We start from the raw sequence: 20,826 nt of genomic DNA on the forward strand, positions 1-20,826 counted from the left end.
AATTTTATTTTTTGAAAATTTCTTCAATATCTTTCATTATTATATCCAAATTTCCTTGTTTAAAACACTTTACTATACTAGTTCCTACAATCACTCCGTCAGCAACTTTTCTCATTCTTTTTACATCTTGATTATTTTGAATACCAAAACCTACAAAAATAGGCAAATTTGTAAAAGATCTGATTTCTTTTACTTTATCTTGTAAGATTGCTTCTTCGACACTTTTCGTACCTGTAATACCTATGCTTGCTAATAAATAAATAAAGCCTTTAGCATGTTTTACTAATTTTTTAACCCTTTCTTTAGGGGTTGTAACGCTTACAAGTGTAATTAAAGCTATATTATATCTTTCACACTCTTTAATTAAATCATCACTTTCTTCAAAACTTAATTCAGGTACAATCAAAGCACAAATCCCTAAAGATTTTGCTTTTTTCACAAATTTTTCCAAGCCATAAGAAAAAATTAAATTATAATAAACCATAAAAACCAAAGCTTTTTTAGTTTTGATCCTAGCTAAAAGCTCAAAAACATTGTAAATATCTACACCTTGATCAAGAACTATTTTTGCCGCATCTGCAATAATCTCACCATCGGCAATAGGATCACTATAAGCAACACCAAGTTCTAAAATATCAATAGGGCTTTGATCTAATCTTTGTAAAAAAGCTTCACTTGTTTGAAGATTTGGATAACCTAAAACCGTATAAGCCACATTTGCATTTTCTTTATAAAATTTTCTAAAATCAACCATAAATCACCCCTTTTTTATAATCTCTAATCATTTGCATATCTTTATCTCCCCTGCCTGAAAGATTTACTACTATCACGCTTTTCTTTTTTAAAGTTGGACAAAGTTTTTCTAAAAACGCTAAAGCATGCGAACTTTCAATCGCTGCAATAATACCTTCTTCTTTGCAAAGTAATTTTAAAGCTTGCATACATTCTTCATCACTTATAGCATGATATTGCGCTCTTTTACTTTCAAATAAAAAAGCATGCAAAGGGCCAATTCCTGGATAATCAAGCCCTGCAGAAACACTATGTACAGGCAAGATATTGCCTAAATCATCTTGTAAAACCTTGGTTTTCATACCGTGAATAATGCCTGTTTTTCCCTTATTTAAAGTCGCTGCATGATAAGGCGTATCAATGCCAAGCCCCCCTGCTTCAATACCTATAAGTTTAACATTTTCATCTTTGATAAAATCATAAAAAATCCCAGCTGCATTGCTTCCACCCCCAACAGCTGCGATAATATAATCTACTTTTTTATTGAGTTTTTGAAGTTGCATTTTGCATTCTTTTCCTATAATGCTTTGAAAATGGGTTACCATTTTAGGATAAGGATAAGGACCTACCGCACTTCCAACCACATAAAAAATATTTTTAATATCCCCAACCCAAGCTTGAATAGCCGCAGTAGTAGCTTCTTTTAGAGTTTTAAGCCCACTTTGTACTGCATGAATTTTAGCACCCAAAAGCTCCATTTTATAAACATTTAAAGCCTGTCTTTGCACATCAGTTGCTCCCATGTAAATTTCACATTCAAGTCCTAAAAGTGCTGCTGCAGTGGCTGTTGCAAGCCCGTGTTGACCTGCTCCTGTTTCTGCTATGATTTTTTTCTTTCCCATTTTTTTTGCTAAAAGGGCTTGAGCGATGGCATTATTGATTTTATGTGCTCCAGTATGATTTAAATCCTCGCGTTTTAAATAAATTTCATGCTGATATTTTTTGCTTAAATTTCTAGCAAAATAAAGCGGAGTAGGACGCCCCACATAAGTTTTTAAAAGCTCGTTTAATTCTTTTTTAAAGAGTTTATCTTTAGAAAATTTCAAAAAAGCACCTTCTAGCTCATTTAAAGCAAACATTGCACTTTCAGGCAAAAACTGCCCACCAAAATCCCCATAATATGCTTTTTTCATTTTTTCAGCTCCTTTAAAATTTGTTTTATTTTGTTGATATCTTTTAAGCCTTTTTCATCTTCAAGTTTTGAATTAAGATCTAAAATTTTAGCTCCTGTTTTTACAGCCTTATGAATATTGTCCAAACCTATGCCTCCAGCTAATGCAAAATCTTTAGTATAAGAACTTAATAAAGTCCAATTAAAACTTATTCCATTACCGCCCTTTAAAATTCCCTTAGCATCAAAAAGCACTAAATCAGCAAAAATTTCACTTTTTAAATCTAAACTATTTTCCACACTTATCACCTGCCATACAAAAACATTTTGCACCTTTAAAATTTCAAATTCTTCTTTGGTAATAGTGCGATAAATTTGTACTCCATCAAGCTTAGCTTCTTTAATACATCTTAAAATTTGTTCCAAATTTTCATCTACAAAAACACCGACAACTTTTTTATCTTTTTCATGAAAAATTGCACTTAAATTTCTTGCTTGTTCTAAACTCACTCTTCTTGGACTTTTAACAAAAATAAGTCCAAAAAAATCAATATTTAAAAAAGCTAAATCTTTGGCATTTTTTTCATCTTTAATGCCACAAATTTTAAGCTTTAGCATAAGCTTGATACTCCTTAAAATACTCTATAACTTTACCTGAATAAATGGCTTCTAAAATCATATCTTTAGCCACTAAAGGCGAACTTGCTTTATTGGCTGTATAAAGTGCAAACATAGCATTTAAAACTACTAAATCAAATTTTGCCCCTTGCATTTTACCACTTAAAATATCTTTTAAATCCTTAGCGTTTTCATATGCACTAGATCCTATGATTTCACTATGAAAAGCTCTTTTAAAACCAAATTGTTCAGGACAGATAGAATACTCTAAAATTTCTCCTTCACAAAGCTCATAAATTTTACTTTCATCGCAAATACTAAGCTCATCCATACCATCATTTCCTCTTACCACTAAAGCTTTTTTGCGTCCTAAATTTTTTAAAACCTCTATCAAAAGCCTATGCACAGGTGCGTGATAATTTCCCATAAGTTGATATTTTAACTTTAAATTAGGGTGCAATAAAGGACCTAAAACATTAAAAACCGTTCTTACTCCAAGCCTTGATCTGATCTCTTTAAGTTCTCCTACTAAAGGATGGAAAAATGGAGCATGTAAAAAACTAAGCCCTTGATTGTTTAGTTGTTTTAAAGCTGATTCTAAAGTGTTTGGAGTAGTTATATTTAAAGCTTCTAACACATCTGTACTTCCACTAGAACTTGAAATGGCACGATTTCCGTGTTTGGCTACTTTTACTCCTAAAGCTGCTAAAATAAAAGCACTAGCCGTAGAAACATTGATACTTTTAAAACCATCTCCACCTGTTCCACAAATATCAATCATCTCACTCTCATCACTAAAAGTTTGAGAATATCTTAAAATTTGTCTTACAAAAGCACTTAAAGATTTTTCGTTTAAAGACTTTTCAGTGATTAAAATCAACAAAGCCGCTACTTGTAAAATTTCATAATCTTTAGACATAATAATCTTACAAATTTGCTCAAAATCATCGCTTTGTAAAAAATGATTTTCACTCATTTTTTGCAAATAAAAACTTAAAGGATTTTCTTGTTTTTGTGATTTTTTTATATCTTGTTTTAAAAAATTAGAAAAAAGTTGTAAGCCATATTCACTAAAATAGCTTTCAGGATGAAATTGCGCACCATAATAAGGTAAATTTTTATGTCCCAAAGCCATAATCACACCCTTTTCATCAAGGGCTAAAATTTCAAGCTCATCACTAAGCTGTTTAACCTCTAAAGAATGATAACGCATCACACTAAAATTTAAAGGTAAATTAGAAAATAATTCATTTTCCCTGCACTGTTTTATCAAAGAATTTTTTGCATGCATAGGCTCTTGCATCTTAACCACTAAAGAATCAAAAGCTAAAGCTAAAGCTTGATGTCCTAAGCAAATGCCCAAAACAGGGATATTAAGCCTTGCTTTAAAAATTTCAAGACAAATCCCACTTTGACTTGGATGCTTTGGACCAGGACTTAAAATAATATGAGTAGGATTTAAATTTTTAATTTCACTCAGAGAAATTTCATCATTTCTTCTTACTAAAATTTCATCATTGCTGAGTTGCTCTAACATGCTTTTAACATTAAAAACAAAAGAATCATAATTATCAATTAAAAGTATCATTGATTTTCCTTTTTTAAATTTTCAAAAGCTACCAAAAGCGCCTTGCGTTTAGCACAAATTTCTGCATATTCTTTTTGACTCTCACTTTGCAAAACAATACCCGCTCCACTTGCCAAATAAGCCTTATCTTGAGTAAAAAAAGCGCAACGAATTAAAATCGCTAAAGTTATGTCTTCGTTAAAATTTAAAAATCCTACCGCACCACCATAAACTCCACGATCGCAATCCTCAAGCTCACTAATGATCTCTAAAGCTCTTATTTTAGGAGCTCCGCTTAAAGTTCCCGCTGGAAAAACTGCCTCAATCACATCGAAAATACTCGCATCTTCTTTCATATTGGCATACACTTCACTCACTATGTGCATTACAAATTTATTTTTAATAATAGAAAAAAGATTTTCCACTCTTGTTTGAGTGCCAAATTTAGAAGCATCATTTCTTGCTAAATCTACAAGCATCTTATGTTCACTAAGTTCTTTTTCATCACTTAAAAGATCTTTTTCTAAAGCTAAAAGATCACAGTTATTTTCCAAATTTCTAGTTCCTGCAATAGGGGCTAAATAAATCTCTCTTTTTTTAATTTTTAATAAAAACTCTGGAGAAGAACCTAAAACAACGCCATATTTGCTTGGAAAATAAAACATATAAGCACTTGGATTTAAAGTACTTAAACTCTCATAATAATCAAAAGCATTTACTTGATGCTTGATGCAAAGTTGCTTACTTAAGACCACTTGAAAAATATCTCCACTTAAAAGATATTCTTTAGCTTTTTCACACATTTTTAAAAAATCATTTTTCTCATCTTCTAAAGAGTTTAAAATTTCAAAATCATTTTTTTGTTTCTTTTTCATTGGTTCAATATCATCTTTTAAATATTCAAAATATTTTAAATCACCAAATTTAAAAAACATCTTGCTATTTTTCTCATAAATCAAATAAGCTTTAGCATTGGCAAATAAAAATAAAGGAAAATCATAATTTTTCTTAGAAGAAAGTGGAATTTTTTCAAACAAAGATACAAAATTTGCACTAAAAACTCCAAAAAATCCAGCAAAGTCGCAAATTTTATTCTTGCTTAAAGCTTCATAATATTTTGCCTTAAACTCGCTAAATGATAATTCATTAGCATCTAAATAATCACAATCAATCCCTATAATTACCTTAGTCAAATCCTCTGCAAAATAAGAATTTTCAAATTTTTCAAGGATTTGTCTGTAATAAAAATTTACATTTTTAACAAACATAATAAACCTTTTTTTAAAAAATAAATTAAAATAATATTAAAGAAAAAATTTAGATAAAAAGAAGTTTAGAAACGCCAAGAGCGAAGAGTATGTGTAAGTTTTAAAATCAAAGAATTACTAAAAAAATCATTTTCACTCATCTTTTACCTTTCTTATAAAATATTTCAAAAATTAAGACTTTTATGAAAATTTTTAAAGTCTAAATTAATTTTAATCAATAAATATAAATTTTGCTTTAAATTTAAAATAAATATTATAAAATCTTTATATTTTATAATATTTTGAAACATTTTTACGATGCTTAAAGTTACCAAAAAATATTCTATTGTTATAAAAAACTAAGATAATACTTAGCTTAATAAGATAAAATTATTCCGTATTTGAAATATTTAATATTTTTTAGGAAAAGCTATGGAAATCACAGATTTACCTTATCTAATCATAGGAATCATTTCAGGTATTGCTTCTGGACTTTTTGGCATTGGTGGAGGTATGATTATCGTTCCTTCTATGTTCGCACTTGGAGCAAGTGCTCACCATGCTATCGGAATTTCAGTATTGCAAATGATTTTTGCAGCAGTTTTTGGCTCTTATATTAATTATAAGAAAAAAAATCTAAATCTTAAAGATGGTATTATGATAGGTTTTGGAGGACTCATAGGAGCAAGCTTTAGCGGAATGCTTTTAAAAGCTTTAAGTGATGTAGCTCTTACTAGCGTATTTTTAGCGGTAAGTTGTATATTTTTTATCAAATATGCTTTTGGAATTAAAGAAAACATTGTGCAAAATCAAAGAAGCGTTTGGATAAAGAATGTCATTTTATTTATTGCTGGAGCTTTTACTGGTATTTTTGCTATTTCTTTGGGAATTGGTGGCGGACTTTTAATTGCTCCGATTTTAGCTTATTTTTTAGGCTATGATAGTAAAAAAGTTGTTTCCTTATCCTTGTTTTTTGTTATTTTTGCTTCAGTCTCTGGTATTATATCTTTTTCAAATTCTGGAGTTATAGACTCTGAAGTTATTCATAAAGGAATACTAGTAGGTATAGCTTCTATGGTTGGAGTTTTTATAGGAATTAAAATCATAGAAAAAATGCATATTTCAGCTCATAGAAAAATTTTACTTTGCGTATATGCCTTATCAATACTTGGAACCACCCACTCTTTGCTTAATAAGCTAAATTTTATAAATTTTTAACTTGGATTTATCCAAGTTCTTTTAATATTATTATGCTAAAATCTTAAATTTATTTAATGTTTAGGAAAGACTATGAACGATACTATAAAAATCATTGGCGCAAGAGAAAATAACCTAAAAAATATCCACCTTGAAATTCCCAAAAACAAACTCATTGTTTTTACAGGGCTTAGTGGAAGTGGAAAATCAACCCTTGCTTTTGGTACTCTTTATGCTGAAGGACAACGCCGTTATATAGAAAGTTTAAGTGCTTATGCTAGACAATTTTTAGATAAAGTAGGCAAACCTGATGTCGATAAAATCGAAGGCTTAACTCCAGCTATTGCCATAGATCAAAAAACCACCTCTAAAAATCCGCGCTCTACCGTAGGAACTATCACTGAAATTTATGATTATCTAAGACTTTTATATGCAAGAGTAGGAATTCAACATTGTCATCAATGCGGACAAAAAATCTCATCCATGAGTGCAAGTGATATAGTAAGTGAAATTTTAAAATTTCCAAAAGGCGCAAAAATCATCATCTACGCTCCACTTATACGAGAAAAAAAAGGAACTTATGCAGATTTGCTTGAAAATTTACGCAATAAAGGTTATGTAAGAGCTCAAATTGATGGAGTTTTGGTAAGACTGGATGAAGAAATTGAACTAGCCAAAACCAAAAAACACACCATTAAACTTGTCATAGATAGACTTGAAATTCAAGAAGATTTACTTTCTCGTCTTGCAAGCGATATAGAAAAAGGTTTACAGGAAAGCTTTGGAGAAATAGAAATAGAAGTTTTAAATCATGAGGAAATAAACCTTAATAAACACTATCATTTTAGCGAGCATTCAGCTTGTTTTGATTGTAAAATTTCTTTTGTTCCACTTGAACCTTTAAGCTTTTCTTTTAATTCTCCAAAAGGAGCATGTGAAGCTTGCGATGGACTTGGAATTCGTTATACTTTAGATATGAAAAAAATCATCGATGAAAATTTAAGTCTCGAAAACGGTGCTGTTAAAATCATGTATGGTTTTAATAAAAGTTATTATTATAAATTCCTAATCGCCTTTTGCGAACAAAATGAAATTCCTATCAAAATACCTTTTATGCAATTAAACGAAGAACAAAAACGCCTTGTATTGTATGGTAATGCCAAAACTATAGAATTTCTTTGGAAAAGAAATCGTCTAAAACGCACCTTTGAAGGCGTAGTTAAAATGGCTTATGAAATGCTAAAAGATGAAAAAGATTTAGCCGAATATATGAGTGAAAAAATTTGCAAAGACTGCGGTGGGCATCGTTTAAAACCCGAAAGTTTAGCCGTGAAAGTAGCCAAAAAAGGCTTGGGTGAAATTTTAGATATGAGCATAGAAGATAGTACGGCCTTTTTTGCAGATGCGAAAAATTTTTCTTATTTAAGCGAGCAACAAAAACTTATTTCTAAACCTATCCTAAAAGAAATCGACGAAAGATTGTTTTTCTTGTATGATGTGGGGCTAGGTTATCTTTCCTTAGGGCGCGATGCAAGAACGATTAGTGGGGGTGAAGCACAAAGAATCCGCATAGCTTCACAAATTGGCAGTGGTTTAAGCGGAGTGATGTATGTCCTAGATGAGCCTAGCATAGGACTTCATGAAAGAGATACTGCAAAACTGATTAAAACTTTAAGAAATTTACAACAAAAGGGCAATACCCTAATTGTCGTAGAGCATGATAAAATGACTATAGAAGAAGCAGATTTTATTGTAGATATTGGCCCAAAAGCAGGAAAATTTGGGGGTGAGGTTGTATTTAGTGGAACTTATAAAGAACTTTTAAAAAGCAAAAGCGAAACTGCACTTTATATGAATGGTAAAAAACAAATTTCACAACTTCAAAACAGAACACAAAAAGAATGGCTTGAGCTTAAAAATGTAAATATTAACAATATCCAAGATTTAAGCGTAAAATTTCCTTTACAAAATTTAGTCGCTATAACAGGAGTTTCAGGTTCTGGAAAAAGCTCTTTGATACTTCAAACCCTACTTCCTTTTGCACAAGAGGAATTAAACCGTGCAAAAAAAGTTAAAAAACTTGGTGGAGTGCAAATAGAAGGACTTGAAAAACTTGATAAAGTCATTTATCTTGATCAAAGCCCAATTGGACGCACACCACGTTCAAATCCTGCTACCTATACAGGCGCTATGGATGAAATCAGAAATCTTTTTGCCGCCACTAAAGAAGCCAAAATGCGTGGTTATAAAGCCGGACGCTTTTCTTTTAATGTCAAAGGTGGAAGATGTGAAAAATGTAGTGGAGATGGAGAAATCAAAATAGAAATGCATTTTTTACCTGATGTTATGGTAGTTTGTGATACTTGCAGGGGTAAACGCTATAATGATGCCACGCTAGAAATCAAATATAAAGGCAAAAATATCAGTGAAATTTTAAATATGAGTGTTTTAGAAGCGAGTGAATTTTTTACAGCCGTTCCTAAAATCAAACAAAAATTAGACACTCTAGTAAAAGTGGGTTTAGATTATCTAACTCTAGGACAAAATGCCACCACCTTAAGTGGAGGTGAAGCACAAAGAATCAAACTTGCCAAAGAACTAAGTCGTAGCGATACAGGAAAAACCCTTTATATACTTGATGAGCCTACAACAGGACTGCATTTTGAAGATGTCAATAAACTCATCTTAGTTTTGCAACATTTAGTTGATCTTAAAAATTCTATTTTTGTGATAGAACATAATTTAGATGTGATTAAAAATGCTGATTATATCATCGATATGGGGCCTGAAGGCGGAGTTAAAGGTGGAAAAGTTATAAGCACAGGAAGCGTGGAAAAAGTCGCTAAAGAGCATAAGAAAACAAAATCCTATACAGGATATTATTTAGATCTAGAGCTTAAAAACGCAAGGAGTTGAAATGACACACGAACAAAAAATTGCATTTTTTAAGATTAAAAGATTAAGTGTTTATATATTTTTCTGTGCTTTATATAATTTTTATTACTTTTTTTCTTATGAAGGGGTGACAAGTTCATATGAAGCTGGGAACGAAATTCTTTATATTGGCGGTATATTTTTATGCTTCTTTTCTTGTATTTACATAGTTCTTGCTTTTATTTTTATGGTGGTCAGAATTCATTTTTTATTTTCTTCTAATAAGATTTTAATTTATTTTTTGCTTGCCATTATAAACCTTGGTGCATCTTTTTTTCTTTTGGAAAATAAAATTTTATTTTTAGGGCTTTTAGCTTTATTTTTCGTTTTTTATTTTTTATTTTCACTTACCCTTGCTTTGCTTTTTAAAGAGGTGAAAATGTCTTTTTTATTTGCATTTTTGTGCATGCTTTTGGCATTTTTATCTTTTATATTTGTCTATAAATCAAGCCTTTTATTTCTTTTCCTTACTTTGCATTTTTTGAGTTTTGCTTATGCCTTTGAAAGGTATAAAATTTTAAAAAAGCTAGATTGAAATATTTTAAAGAAGAAAAGTGTCAAATTTAAACTTTCATCAAATGTTTGAAATTCGAAGACAAAATGATTTTAAAAGCGTTAAAAAGTTTGCTTGGATAGTTTTTATAAGTTTTTTACTTTCAATTTGTTTTTATTTTTTACCTATCGTTCTTGATTTTATCTATGATTTAAAATTGTATAATTTTGATTCTATCGCTAACATTCTAACTATAATTTTTTGTGTGATTTTTTTAATTTCTTATTCAATTATGATTTTAAAACTTTATTTTACAAGTAAAAGTAAAGTTTTGTTGATAAGTTTTTTTATAGATGCAAGCACTCAATTTATCACTTTGTTTAACTTAATTCTTATTATGAGTGCTTCTTATCCTCTCAGTCAGATATCGCGTATTGCTCTATATAGCTTTTCTTTTTTATGTCTTATAGTAGCCATTTTTTGTACTTTTATATTTTTTAAAACACTAAGAGCTTTATGTGAAAATCAAATTTATTTTCTCTTATGTTTTATTTTTAAAAGTATGATTTTGATAATTGTTTTTATATTTATGTTTTTTTTAATTCATAGCAAGCCTTCACTTGCTTTAGCCATAACTTTGTTTATGTTTTTTTTCTTTACAGGTTTATTGTTTGTCATTTATTACGCCCTATTTGCTTTCGCACTTAGTAAAAACCAAAATATCAAATTTATCCCAAATTTAAAGCTTTTATCCAATGAAAAAGAAAATAATTAACTATAGTATTTTATTTGTTATCTTTTTAAGCCTAAGTCAAATCACCTTAGTTTTTGTTTTTAATCACTATTTAACCATTGATTATAGCCTTTATGAATTACCACCGCAAAACCTTCAAATGCTAAATTTAGCCGATCAAAAGCTTTATCTAAGAGAAAATTTGCATTTTTTAAATTCTATTTTAACTTTTTTACTGCTAATTTTATTTTGTTTTATACATTTATTTTATTTTTTTCTTTTTAGAAAAGAAAAATTGATATTTCCTTTGGCTTTTTGTTTTATTTATATAATGTTTGTTTGTTGTATTGATATGTATTTTCATCTAGAAAACGCTAACTTATGGCAATTTTTCATTTATTTAGCTTTTATTCTTTCTTTTATTTATATATTTCTTTTAGATAAATTTTTTCAAAGCCATCTTTTCAAAATTTATTTTATTTTTATCATTGTAGGTGCTATTTTTTTAAGATTAGATCTTGGAAATTTAAATTTGTATTTTGAAATTATCAAATCTTTTTTATTTCCTATCCATCTTTTTATTTTATTTATTTTAATGCGTAAAAAAGAGTTTTAATGTTTGATTTTTTATATAGTGATATAAATTATTTAGGACTTTTTATAGTGTGTTTTCTTTCAAGCACACTATTACCCTTAGCAAGTGAAGCCTTTGTTTTAGGCTTTATAAAACTTGATTTTAATCCAAATTTGGTACTTATCGTAGCCACTTTGGGTAATACCTTAGGAAGTTTAAGTACTTATGCTTTAGCGTATTTTGGAAAAGAAAAAATTTTAGAAAAATACTTTAGCAAATCCTTGAAAAAATTAGAAAATTTCAATGCTAATTTTGCTAAATTTGGAAGTATATTTGCTTTTTTTACTTTTTTACCTTTAGTGGGAGATCTTTTTGCCTTGGGACTTGGTTTTGCGAAATATTCTTTTTTAAAAACTATATTTTTTATCTTACTTGGAAAATTAAGTCGTTATACTTTCATAATTTTCATAGCAAACTCCTTTTAAAAGCCTCTCTTTTATAAGTTTTAAAAGCCTTGCATTATCTACATTTTTTAAAATTTTAACACAATTTTTAGTGCTTAAATCCACCCCCATACTCATTTTTGGTTCTCTAAAACAACGCCAACTCATACCTCTTGCCAAAGAACTATCGCAAATAACATCAGCATAACACTCATCAAAATCTGCAATACTAGAATCTAATGCGTAAGCTATCGTTAAAGCGTCATGTATCCAAGTTCCCTTTGTACCACGTGTTTTAGAGGCATAATCAATCCAAACACCTAAAGTTTCAACGATAAAATCACATAAAATATTCTTACCTTGCAACTCTTTTAAATCCTCGTGTGTTAATAAAGTCTGCATGGTTGCATTATAAGGTACAAGTGTAATTTTAGCTCTTGAATTTAGCACTATACTAGCCGCCTCAGGATCGAAACCAAAATTTGTATCTTTAGTGTAATAAGGCATATCAAAACTGCCGCCCATAATAAAAAGCTCTTTAAGATTTATATCAAAATCTTTAAAAATTTTCATAGTCATAGCGATATTTGTCAAAGGTCCTATAGCACAAATAGAAATTTCTTTAGGATTTTTACTCACCAACTCACCCATTTTAAAAATCGCATCAGGATTTATATTTTCTAAAATTTCAGGACTTTTTATATTTTCCCAAAGATATTCAAGTTTAAAATTTTTTACACTTTCATCAAGTCTTTGACGCCAAACTTTACTTGGTTCTTTTAAGGCTTCATTCGCTCCCAAATAAACGGGGATATTTAAATTTAAACGTTTAAATAAATCCTTAGCCACACTATAGGCAACAAGGCTTGGAACATTACCACAAACCGTGCTTAGCATTTCAAGTTTGATTTCTTTAGATGCCAAAATCAAAGCAAGCGCTAAACCATCATCGGTATTTGCTCCAGCAATAGTATTGCCTATATCCGTGTCTAAGATAAGTCTCATATCGCATCTTCTATTTTATTTAAATCCCTGCCTCTAGTTTCTGGCGCAAAAAATGTAGTCACAAAACCTATACCTGCAGTTAATACAAAATATGTCGCAATAGGCCACCAAGTGCCATAATACGCAAGCAAAGCAGAAGCCACCATAGGCGCTGTTCCTCCTGAAAGAATAGAACCTAGCTCCTTAGCAAAAGCCATTTTTGTATAACGGTTTTTTACCCCAAAAAGCTCCACACCCCAAGCCGCTTGCACACCAAAAATCCCTAAAGATGCTAAAGACATACCTACAATAATAGTTAAAATCACAATAATTTCATTTTTACTATCTAAAAGCATAAAAGCAGGAAAAGCATAAATCATTAAAAGCAAACAAAACATTCTATAAGTAATACGTCTTCCAAATCTATCACTTAAATAACCTGCCAAAGGAATAACCAAAAAACCCACCAATGAAGCTATCATCACTGCTGTAGTAGCTACTGATTTGTCTAAAAGTAAAATTTTAGTGACATAACCTACAATAAAACCTTGCGCAAGATAAGAAGGTCCATTTTCGCCTATTCTTAAGCCCACCATAGTCCAAAAAGCACGACTTCTTTGCCAAAAACTTCTTTCATCTTTTTTCATATGCTTTTCGTTATTAAGACGCAATTTCATCATTTCATTTTTTTGCTTTTCAAAAACAGGGGTTTCTTTGACATGAAAACGAATATATACAGCAAAAAGAGCGATTAAAATACTTCCCATAAAAGGAACTCTCCAGCCCCATTCTTTAAAACTTGCTTCATCCATTTGCACCATCAAAAGCCATACAAAAGACGCAAGCAAAGTTCCACTATTTGATCCTAAAGCAATCACAGAAGAAACAAGCCCTCTTCTCTTGCTAGGAGCATATTCTCCTAGCATAACTGTTCCACCTGAAAGTTCAGCTCCTGCGCCAAAACCCTGCATAAAACGTAATGCAACCAAACAAATAGGCGCCCAAACACCAATCACTGCATAACTTGGGATAAAACCTATCAGAGTAGTTGAAATTCCCATTAAAGCTATTGTAGCCATCATAACATTTTTTCTTCCGTGTTTATCACCTAAATAACCAAAAAACAAAGCCCCAATAGGTCTTGCAATAAAACCTATGCCATAAGTTACAAAACTAAGCAAAAGTGCAATTACTGGAGTTTGCTCAGGAAAAAACACTTCTGAAAAAATTGTTGCAGCTGCTAAACCATAAAGTGCAAAATCTGCATATTCCATAGCAGTTCCCAACCAGCAAGAAAAAACTGCCTTTTTAAAAACTTTTCTACCTTCATGTGTGTTAAAATTCTTATCTGCAATTCCATCAATTTGCTGATTTGTCATTACATTTTCCTTACATTATTCATATAAAATTTTTACTCTACTCGATATTATGACTAAAAATTGGAGTATTTTCGCTTAAATATCTTTAAATTTCGAGACATTTTAAGCAAAATTTTGAAATAATATAACCAAAAAATATATTTTATCAAAAGAAGAAATTATTATGAAAACTTTAACTATTATTGATACTTTTGGATTTTTTTTCAGACTTTACTACGCATTAAAAGGTTTTAAAAATTCACAAGGACAAGCTAGTGGAATGATTAGCGGTTTTGCAAATTTTATTTATAGCTTAAAAAATGAACACAAAAGTGATTATATTGTTTTTGCATTAGACTCTAAAGGAAAAACATTTCGTAGCGAAATTGATCCAAATTATAAACAAAATCGTACCCCACCACCACCTGAACTTCTAGAACAAATTCCAATTTGTATAGAAATGATAGAAAAAATGGGTTTTATAAGCGTTTCTCAAGAAGGCTATGAAGCTGATGATATCATCGCTTCTTTTGTAAAAACTTGTGAAGATAAGGATATTTTTGTACGCATTATCACTCAAGATAAAGATCTTTATCAGCTTATAAAAGATGGAAAAACAAGTATTTATAGCCCTATTTCTAAAAACGACTACGATGAAGCAGCGTGTTTGGAAAAATACGGAGTAAAACCTAATCAAATCAGAGATTTTTTAGCTCTTTGCGGGGATAGTTCTGATAATATTCCAGGCGTTAAAGGTATAGGTGCAAAAGGGGCTAAAACCTTACTTGATGAATTTGGTAGCATAGAGGGAATTTATGAAAATTTAACCCTAGTACGTAACGAAAGAAGTCGTAACTTACTTTTAGAGGGTAAGGAAAATGCATTTTTAAGCAAAAAACTAGCTTCTTTGTATGAAAATTTAGAAGTGCAAAATCTTATAGAAAAAGCCACTTATCCTGATGAAGAACCTCTTTTAAAAATACTTGAAATTTTAGAACATTACGAACTTAATACTTTGCTTAAAAAATTACGTCAAAATCCTGATAATAAAGATAAAAATTTAGGTTTTAAAGCCACTTTAATACAAGATGAAAACAAACTTTTTGAAATTTTAAACACTCTTGATAAAGAAAGTATTATCGCCTTTGATACCGAAACCACAGGACTTGACACCAAAGAAGCAAAAATTGTTGGTTTTAGTTTTTGTATAAGTGAAAACGAAGCCTTTTATGTGCCTTTAACTCATAATTATCTTGGGGTAGGCAAACAAATTTCATTGCAAAGTGCCAAAAAAGCTATAGAACTGATCTTTAATCATTTTGTTATAGGACATAATCTCAAATATGATTTTAAAATCATTCAAAATAATTTTGACTTAAATTTACCTCAAAAATACGCAGATACAATGATTTTAGCATGGCTTAAAAATCCTTCTTTAAGAGTAAATATGGATGATTTAGCCTTAAGACTTTTTAATTACGAAACCTTGCATTTTGAAAGCCTTGTTAAAAAAGGAGAAAATTTTGCAAGTGTAGAACTTGAAAAAGCTTGTAAATACGCTGCAGAAGATGCTTATATCACTTTAAGATTTTATCTTTATTTTTTAAAAAATCTTGAAACTCCTTTATTAGAACTTGCTAAAAACTGCGAATTTGATTTCATTAAAATCATTATGATGATGGAAGAAAATGGCATAAAGCTTGATACAAATGCACTTGAAATCCTTATGAAAAAATTTGAAAATGAAATCAAAAATTTAAGTGAAGAAATTTATACTCTTTGCGAGGATAGATTTAATCTAAATTCACCTAAACAAATGGGTGATATACTTTTTGAAAAACTCAAACTCCCAAGCGGAAAAAAAGGAAAAACAGGATATTCTACCGATGAAAAAGTTTTAAATACACTTTTAGATAAACATCCTGTAATTGCTAAAATTTTGGACTATAGAGAACTTGCCAAACTTTATTCCACTTATTGCGAGCCTTTGTTAAAACTAGCGTTAAAAGATAAAAATTCACGCATTCATTCAAGTTTTTTACAAACTGGAACCGCTACAGGACGTCTTTCATCTAAGGATCCAAATTTACAAAACATCCCTGCACACGGACAATATGCAAAAGATTATAAATCTTGCTTTGTAGCTAAAAATGGATTTAGTTTTATCTCTCTTGATTATTCTCAAATCGAACTTAGAATGCTTGCACATTTTAGCGAAGATGAAAAACTTTTAAATGCTTTTGCTAATGATGAAGATATACACGCAAGAACAGCAATAATGATTTTTGGTGAAAGCAATTATGAAACCAGAAGTGTTGCAAAAAGTATAAATTTTGGACTTATTTATGGTATGGGTTATAAAACCTTAAGTCAAAATTTAAAAATAGAAGCTAATTTAGCCAAATCTTACATAGAAAAATATTTTGAAAATTTTACTAGCATTAAGAAATATTTTGAAAAAGTTAAAAACGAAGCTAAACAAAATGGTTTTATTGTTACTTTAAGCGGTCGCAAGCGTTATTTTGATTTTGAAAACGCAAAACCTATGCAAATTGCCATGTATGAAAGAGAAAGCATTAATTCAATCTTGCAAGGCTCAGCAGCAGATGTAATCAAACTTGCAATGCTAGAAATCAATAAGGAATTAAATGAAGATAAAAAGCTTATTTTACAAATTCATGATGAATTAATTTTTGAAGTAAAAGACAATTTGTGTGAAAATTTTGTAAAAAAAACTAGAGATATTATGGAAAATATAGTAAAATTAAAAGTAAAATTAAAAACAAGTTCAAGTATCGCCAAAAATTGGGGCGATTTAAAATAATCAAGGAGATAAATTAATGGATCTTTCAACCATATTAGGAATGGTGCTTGCAGTTACTAGTATTTCGGTAGGAGATATACTAGAGGGAGGCAATCCTTTACATGTTGTGCATCTTTCTTCCTTTCTCATAGTTATGCCAACAGCTGCATTTTGCGCAATGACTTCAACACATAAAAAAATTGTCAAAGCAGCCTACAAAGAACTCAAAGTTGTTTTTAAAGGTTCTGGGGTAAATTTACCTGAAAGGATAGCCCAGCTAGTCGAATTTGCTATTATTGCAAGACGAGATGGTCTTTTAGCGTTAGAATCAAGAACCAATGAGATTGAAAATGAATTTTTAAAAAATGCTATGATGATGCTTGTAGATGGTAAAAGCTTTGAAGAAATTCATGAAAGCATGGAGATACAAACTGAACAACTTGAAGAGCATTATAAAGAATGTGCAGAATATTGGATAGTATTTGGAGAAACTTGCCCTACTATGGGGCTTGTTGGAGCGGTTTTTGGACTTATTTTAGCTCTTAAATTACTAGACAATCCTCAAGCAATGGCAGCAGGTATTTCAGGTGCTTTCACAGCTACAGTTACAGGAATTTTTGGCGCTTATGCACTTTTTGCTCCTTGGGGGAAAAAATTAAAAGCTAATGGAATGGATCTTGTAAAAGAGCAAATTGTCATTACTGAAGCTATAAAAGGAATTGCAGAAGGTGCAAACCCTAGAGATTTGGAAGCTAAACTTTTTAACTTCTTAAGTCACGATGATCCAAGAATTTCACAATTTGACAAAGGTTAAAAATGGCTAAAAAACATAAATGCCCAGAATGTCCAGCAGGCGAAAAATGGGCTGTACCTTATGCAGACTTTCTAAGTTTGCTTTTGGCACTTTTTATTGCTCTTTGGGCAATTTCTAAAACAAATCCTGCTAAAGTAGAGGCTTTAAAAACTGAATTTGTTAAAATCTTTGATTACACCTCTACTCAAACAGTCAAAGAAGAGAGTAAAACCCAAGAAAAATATAAAGGTGCAGCAAAAGAAGAAAGTGATGAACTCAAATCATTAAAACAAATGACTATGACGCAACAAGAAACTATCAAACGTCTTCAAGCGGCTCTAGATCAAAGCGATAATCAGGTTGCTCTTAACCTTCCATCTAAAGTTGAATTTGAAAGAGGTAGTGCTCAAATCGTTTCAGTTGATATACAAGATTATTTAAAACGTATGGCTGAACTAACAACATATTTGCCACCTCAAGCAAAAATAGAAATTAGAGGCTATACAGACAATAGCGACTCTATTATAAGAAGTTATGAACTCGCCTACCAAAGAGCGGAAAATGTATTAAAATATTTTATAGAAGGTGGAGCAAATTTGAAAAATATTAGCATTAAAAGCTACGGGCTTAATAATCCCATCAATGGAAATCCGCAAGCCCTAGAAAATAATAGAGTAGAAATATATTTTAAAGTCGATACGGCAGATACAAGCACTCAAAAATCAGTTCTTGAACTTATCAATAAAATTGGAACTAAAGCACCTTAAAAGTTTTAGTTTCCTTTTTTTACTTGACCAGCTAAACGACTCTTATTATTTGTATTATAAACAAATCCTAGCACCTCAGCTACAGCTTTAAACATTTCCCTAGGAATGAGATCATTAACATCGCAAGCTTTATAAAGCTCCCTTGCTAAAGGAGGATTTTCATAAACTACAACATTATTTTCATAGGCTACTTGTTTTATACGAAGTGCGAGAAAATCCACTCCTTTGGCAACAACTCTAGGAGCTTGTTCTTTACTTGTATCATAACGAATAGCTACGGCATAATGAGTTGGATTTGTAATCACTACATCCGCACCTGCAACATCTTGAACCATGCGGCGACGGGCAGCTTCCATTTGAAGTCTACGAATTCTACCTTTAACCTGAGGATCTCCTTCCATTTGTTTATATTCATCTTTTATTTCTTGTTTGCTCATACGCAAACCTTTAAAATACTGAAAACGCACCAAAAAAACATCTAAAACAGCAATAATTAAAAAAGCAACTATAACAATAGCTGCTAAAACAATAGCCCTATCTCTTAGCCAAGTAAGCTGTGCAACCATAGTATAAAGCTCAACTCTTGGAAGCTCTTGCATAAATTTAAGCAAAACTATAAAAGCTATAGTAAAAACAATACCCACTTTTAAAATAATTTTTATACTTTCAACAATTTTTTTCAATGAAAAAAGGTTTTTTAAACCTTTCAAAGGATTGATTTTTCCTAAATTTGGCATAATAGGTTTGGTTGTAAAAATAAAACCAAATTGCATAATATTTCCCAAAACCCCAGCAATCATAATACTTAAAACAATAGGTGCAAGAATAATTAAAACCTCAAAAATGCTTTTAATCATAATGGCTTGAATAATACGCAAATCAAATTCAACACCAATAAAACTTTGATAGTATCTATATAAATTTACAATTCTCTCGCCCATAAAACTCATCATAAATAAAGTTATAGTTACTCCAATTATCAAAGTTGCAATAGCTGCCGCATCTTGAGACTTTGGAACATTACCTTCTTTACGCGCATCTTCTATCTTTTTGGACGTGGGTTCTTCTGTTTTTTCTTGATCTTCGCCTGCCATATTTTAGCCTAAGTAAAAATTTTAATATGTGTGTAAAATTATAGTAGAAAATTTATGAATTTCAATTAAAGAATAAAAATAAAGAAAAAGCCTCATGAAGAGGCTTTATACTAAGAAATTAAAGTTTAGCTTCGTTTTTGCCAAGATATTCAGCCACGCCTTTAGGGTTAGCTTTCATACCTTCATCACCCTTATTCCAGCCTGCAGGACAAACTTCACCATGCTCGTTTGTAAAAAGCATAGTATCAACCATTCTCAACATTTCATCTATATTTCTACCTAGTGGTAAATCATTAACCACAGCATGGCGAACTGTTCCATCAGCATCAAGTAAGAACGAACCACGAAGGGCAACTGCTTCTGCATAAAGTACATCAAAATTTCTAGCAATCTGCTTAGTTAAGTCAGCAACAAGCGGAAATTTAACCTGACCAATACCACCTTGATTTACCGGAGTATTTTTCCAAGCAAAATGTGAAAATTCATTATCTCCTGAAATTCCAATTACTTCAATGCCACGGTTTTTAAATTCTTGATATCTTTTGTCAAAAGCTATAATTTCCGAAGGACAAACAAAAGTAAAATCTTTTGGATAAAAGAATACTACCGCTCCTTTTGGACCTATGTTTTTATAAAGATTAAAATCTTGAACAATTTCATTGTTTCCTAATACCGCTGGAGCAGTAAAATCTAAAGCTTTTTTAGTAACTATCATATTTTCTCCTAAATAATAAATTTTATTGATAACGAAATTATATCGTTTAAATCTTTATTTTTTTTTAAATATCTAAGATAATATTAAAAATTTAAGAAAGTTATAATTATTATCAAATAAGGTAAATTTTTGATTATCAAAAATTTACCTTATTTAAGAATTTTATGCTAAAATCTTTTAAATCTTAATATTAAAAAGGAGAAAAAATGGCTGTAAAAATTACAGATATATGTATTGCTTGTGGTTCTTGTATTGATGAGTGTCCAGTGAGTGCTATCGTTGATGATGCTAACAATCCAGAAGGTGAAGATAGATATTATGTTTATGCAAACAAATGCGTTGAATGCGTAGGACATAATGATCAACCAGCTTGTGCTAGTGCTTGTCCAACAGATGGATGTATAGTTTGGAGTGCTGTAGAATCAGGACAACCAAGTCGTGATAATATTGGTGCTGATATGAGAAGTGGGGACACTCCAGTTTTTGCATAATTTTAAAAAATTAAAAAGCTAGAGATTCCTAGCTTTTTAATTTAATTTAACTTTCTTTAAACAAATTCAAGTATAATTTTAAGCTTTATTAAAATAAGGAGTTATTATAAAG

General features: G+C 30.5%; 20 protein-coding genes. 10 read left to right on the top strand and 10 right to left on the bottom strand.

The window, feature by feature from the left end:
• Positions 1 to 4 precede the first annotated feature (4 nt).
• From trpA to ELQ04_RS05445, 6 genes are all read right to left on the bottom strand, one after another.
• On the bottom strand, positions 5 to 754 hold the full coding sequence (gene trpA, locus ELQ04_RS05420) for a tryptophan synthase subunit alpha (protein ID WP_002936984.1): 750 nt from the start codon (positions 752 to 754) through the stop codon (positions 5 to 7).
• Positions 747 to 1,925, bottom strand: a complete 1,179-nt coding sequence (trpB, locus tag ELQ04_RS05425) for a tryptophan synthase subunit beta (protein ID WP_002880484.1) — start codon at positions 1,923 to 1,925, stop codon at positions 747 to 749. The genes trpA and trpB overlap by 8 nt, the downstream gene beginning before the upstream one ends.
• Positions 1,922 to 2,521, bottom strand: coding sequence for an N-(5'-phosphoribosyl)anthranilate isomerase (locus ELQ04_RS05430; protein WP_002880485.1), 600 nt, complete (start codon positions 2,519 to 2,521; stop codon positions 1,922 to 1,924). Before ELQ04_RS05430 ends, trpB begins: the two co-directional genes overlap by 4 nt.
• Positions 2,508 to 4,109, bottom strand: coding sequence for an anthranilate phosphoribosyltransferase (gene trpD, locus ELQ04_RS05435; protein WP_002936980.1), 1,602 nt, complete (start codon positions 4,107 to 4,109; stop codon positions 2,508 to 2,510). Before trpD ends, ELQ04_RS05430 begins: the two co-directional genes overlap by 14 nt.
• Entirely contained in the window at positions 4,106 to 5,356 is a 1,251-nt protein-coding gene (locus ELQ04_RS05440) for an anthranilate synthase component I family protein (protein ID WP_002936976.1), read from the bottom strand. Before ELQ04_RS05440 ends, trpD begins: the two co-directional genes overlap by 4 nt.
• Positions 5,357 to 5,520: 164 nt before the next feature.
• Positions 5,521 to 5,646, bottom strand: coding sequence for a hypothetical protein (locus ELQ04_RS05445; RefSeq protein WP_002854718.1), 126 nt, complete (start codon positions 5,644 to 5,646; stop codon positions 5,521 to 5,523).
• A gap of 121 nt (positions 5,647 to 5,767) precedes the next feature.
• Here ELQ04_RS05445 and ELQ04_RS05450 point away from each other — a divergent pair, with 121 nt between their 5' ends.
• The 6 genes from ELQ04_RS05450 (at position 5,768) to ELQ04_RS05475 (ending at position 11,751) form a co-directional block, all read left to right on the top strand.
• A complete protein-coding gene (locus ELQ04_RS05450) occupies positions 5,768 to 6,553 on the top strand; it encodes a sulfite exporter TauE/SafE family protein (RefSeq protein ID WP_002892843.1) in 786 nt (261 codons plus the stop codon).
• Between the two features lie 72 nt (positions 6,554 to 6,625).
• Positions 6,626 to 9,448 carry an excinuclease ABC subunit UvrA gene (gene uvrA / locus ELQ04_RS05455; RefSeq protein WP_134224470.1) on the top strand — a complete coding sequence of 941 codons (2,823 nt, stop codon included), beginning with the start codon at positions 6,626 to 6,628 and terminating at the stop codon, positions 9,446 to 9,448.
• 1 nt (position 9,449) lies between these two features.
• Entirely contained in the window at positions 9,450 to 10,001 is a 552-nt protein-coding gene (locus ELQ04_RS05460; RefSeq protein WP_002870756.1) for a hypothetical protein, read from the top strand.
• Between the two features lie 19 nt (positions 10,002 to 10,020).
• Complete coding sequence (locus tag ELQ04_RS05465; protein ID WP_044778209.1) at positions 10,021 to 10,734, top strand: hypothetical protein; 714 nt, start codon at positions 10,021 to 10,023, stop codon at positions 10,732 to 10,734.
• Complete coding sequence (locus ELQ04_RS05470) at positions 10,715 to 11,308, top strand: hypothetical protein (protein WP_002870754.1); 594 nt, start codon at positions 10,715 to 10,717, stop codon at positions 11,306 to 11,308. Before ELQ04_RS05465 ends, ELQ04_RS05470 begins: the two co-directional genes overlap by 20 nt.
• On the top strand, positions 11,308 to 11,751 hold the full coding sequence (locus ELQ04_RS05475) for a YqaA family protein (protein ID WP_002936970.1): 444 nt from the start codon (positions 11,308 to 11,310) through the stop codon (positions 11,749 to 11,751). Before ELQ04_RS05470 ends, ELQ04_RS05475 begins: the two co-directional genes overlap by 1 nt.
• Here ELQ04_RS05475 and ELQ04_RS05480 read toward each other — a convergent pair.
• Together ELQ04_RS05480 and ELQ04_RS05485 are read right to left on the bottom strand one after the other, a co-directional pair.
• Positions 11,707 to 12,714: a nucleoside hydrolase gene (locus ELQ04_RS05480; RefSeq protein ID WP_002936968.1), complete on the bottom strand. Its 1,008-nt coding sequence runs from the start codon at positions 12,712 to 12,714 to the stop codon at positions 11,707 to 11,709. The genes ELQ04_RS05475 and ELQ04_RS05480 overlap by 45 nt on opposite strands.
• A complete protein-coding gene (locus ELQ04_RS05485) occupies positions 12,711 to 14,072 on the bottom strand; it encodes an MFS transporter (RefSeq protein ID WP_002936966.1) in 1,362 nt (453 codons plus the stop codon). The genes ELQ04_RS05480 and ELQ04_RS05485 overlap by 4 nt, the downstream gene beginning before the upstream one ends.
• 163 nt (positions 14,073 to 14,235) lie before the next feature.
• Between ELQ04_RS05485 and polA the strand changes: the two genes are divergently transcribed.
• Genes polA through motB form a run of 3 tightly spaced genes read left to right on the top strand, consistent with a single transcriptional unit; the run spans position 14,236 to position 18,414 of the window.
• Positions 14,236 to 16,875: a DNA polymerase I gene (gene polA, locus ELQ04_RS05490; RefSeq protein WP_044778208.1), complete on the top strand. Its 2,640-nt coding sequence runs from the start codon at positions 14,236 to 14,238 to the stop codon at positions 16,873 to 16,875.
• Positions 16,876 to 16,891: 16 nt separating this feature from the next.
• Complete coding sequence (gene motA / locus ELQ04_RS05495; protein ID WP_002936959.1) at positions 16,892 to 17,668, top strand: flagellar motor stator protein MotA; 777 nt, start codon at positions 16,892 to 16,894, stop codon at positions 17,666 to 17,668.
• Between the two features lie 2 nt (positions 17,669 to 17,670).
• A complete protein-coding gene (gene motB / locus ELQ04_RS05500; RefSeq protein ID WP_002936950.1) occupies positions 17,671 to 18,414 on the top strand; it encodes a flagellar motor protein MotB in 744 nt (247 codons plus the stop codon).
• 5 nt (positions 18,415 to 18,419) lie between these two features.
• Here the strand turns inward: motB and flhB are convergent, their stop codons facing one another.
• Both flhB and ELQ04_RS05510 read right to left on the bottom strand, forming a co-directional pair.
• Complete coding sequence (flhB, locus tag ELQ04_RS05505) at positions 18,420 to 19,508, bottom strand: flagellar biosynthesis protein FlhB (RefSeq protein WP_044778207.1); 1,089 nt, start codon at positions 19,506 to 19,508, stop codon at positions 18,420 to 18,422.
• A 118-nt stretch (positions 19,509 to 19,626) separates the two neighbouring features.
• Positions 19,627 to 20,223 carry a peroxiredoxin gene (locus tag ELQ04_RS05510; protein WP_002854219.1) on the bottom strand — a complete coding sequence of 199 codons (597 nt, stop codon included), beginning with the start codon at positions 20,221 to 20,223 and terminating at the stop codon, positions 19,627 to 19,629.
• A gap of 206 nt (positions 20,224 to 20,429) precedes the next feature.
• Here ELQ04_RS05510 and ELQ04_RS05515 point away from each other — a divergent pair, with 206 nt between their 5' ends.
• Positions 20,430 to 20,714, top strand: a complete 285-nt coding sequence (locus ELQ04_RS05515; RefSeq protein ID WP_002854354.1) for a 4Fe-4S dicluster domain-containing protein — start codon at positions 20,430 to 20,432, stop codon at positions 20,712 to 20,714.
• Positions 20,715 to 20,826 lie beyond the last annotated feature (112 nt).

Source organism: Campylobacter sp. CH278, assembly GCF_004378845.1.
In the GTDB taxonomy this organism is placed as follows: Bacteria; Campylobacterota; Campylobacteria; order Campylobacterales; family Campylobacteraceae; genus Campylobacter_D; species Campylobacter_D jejuni.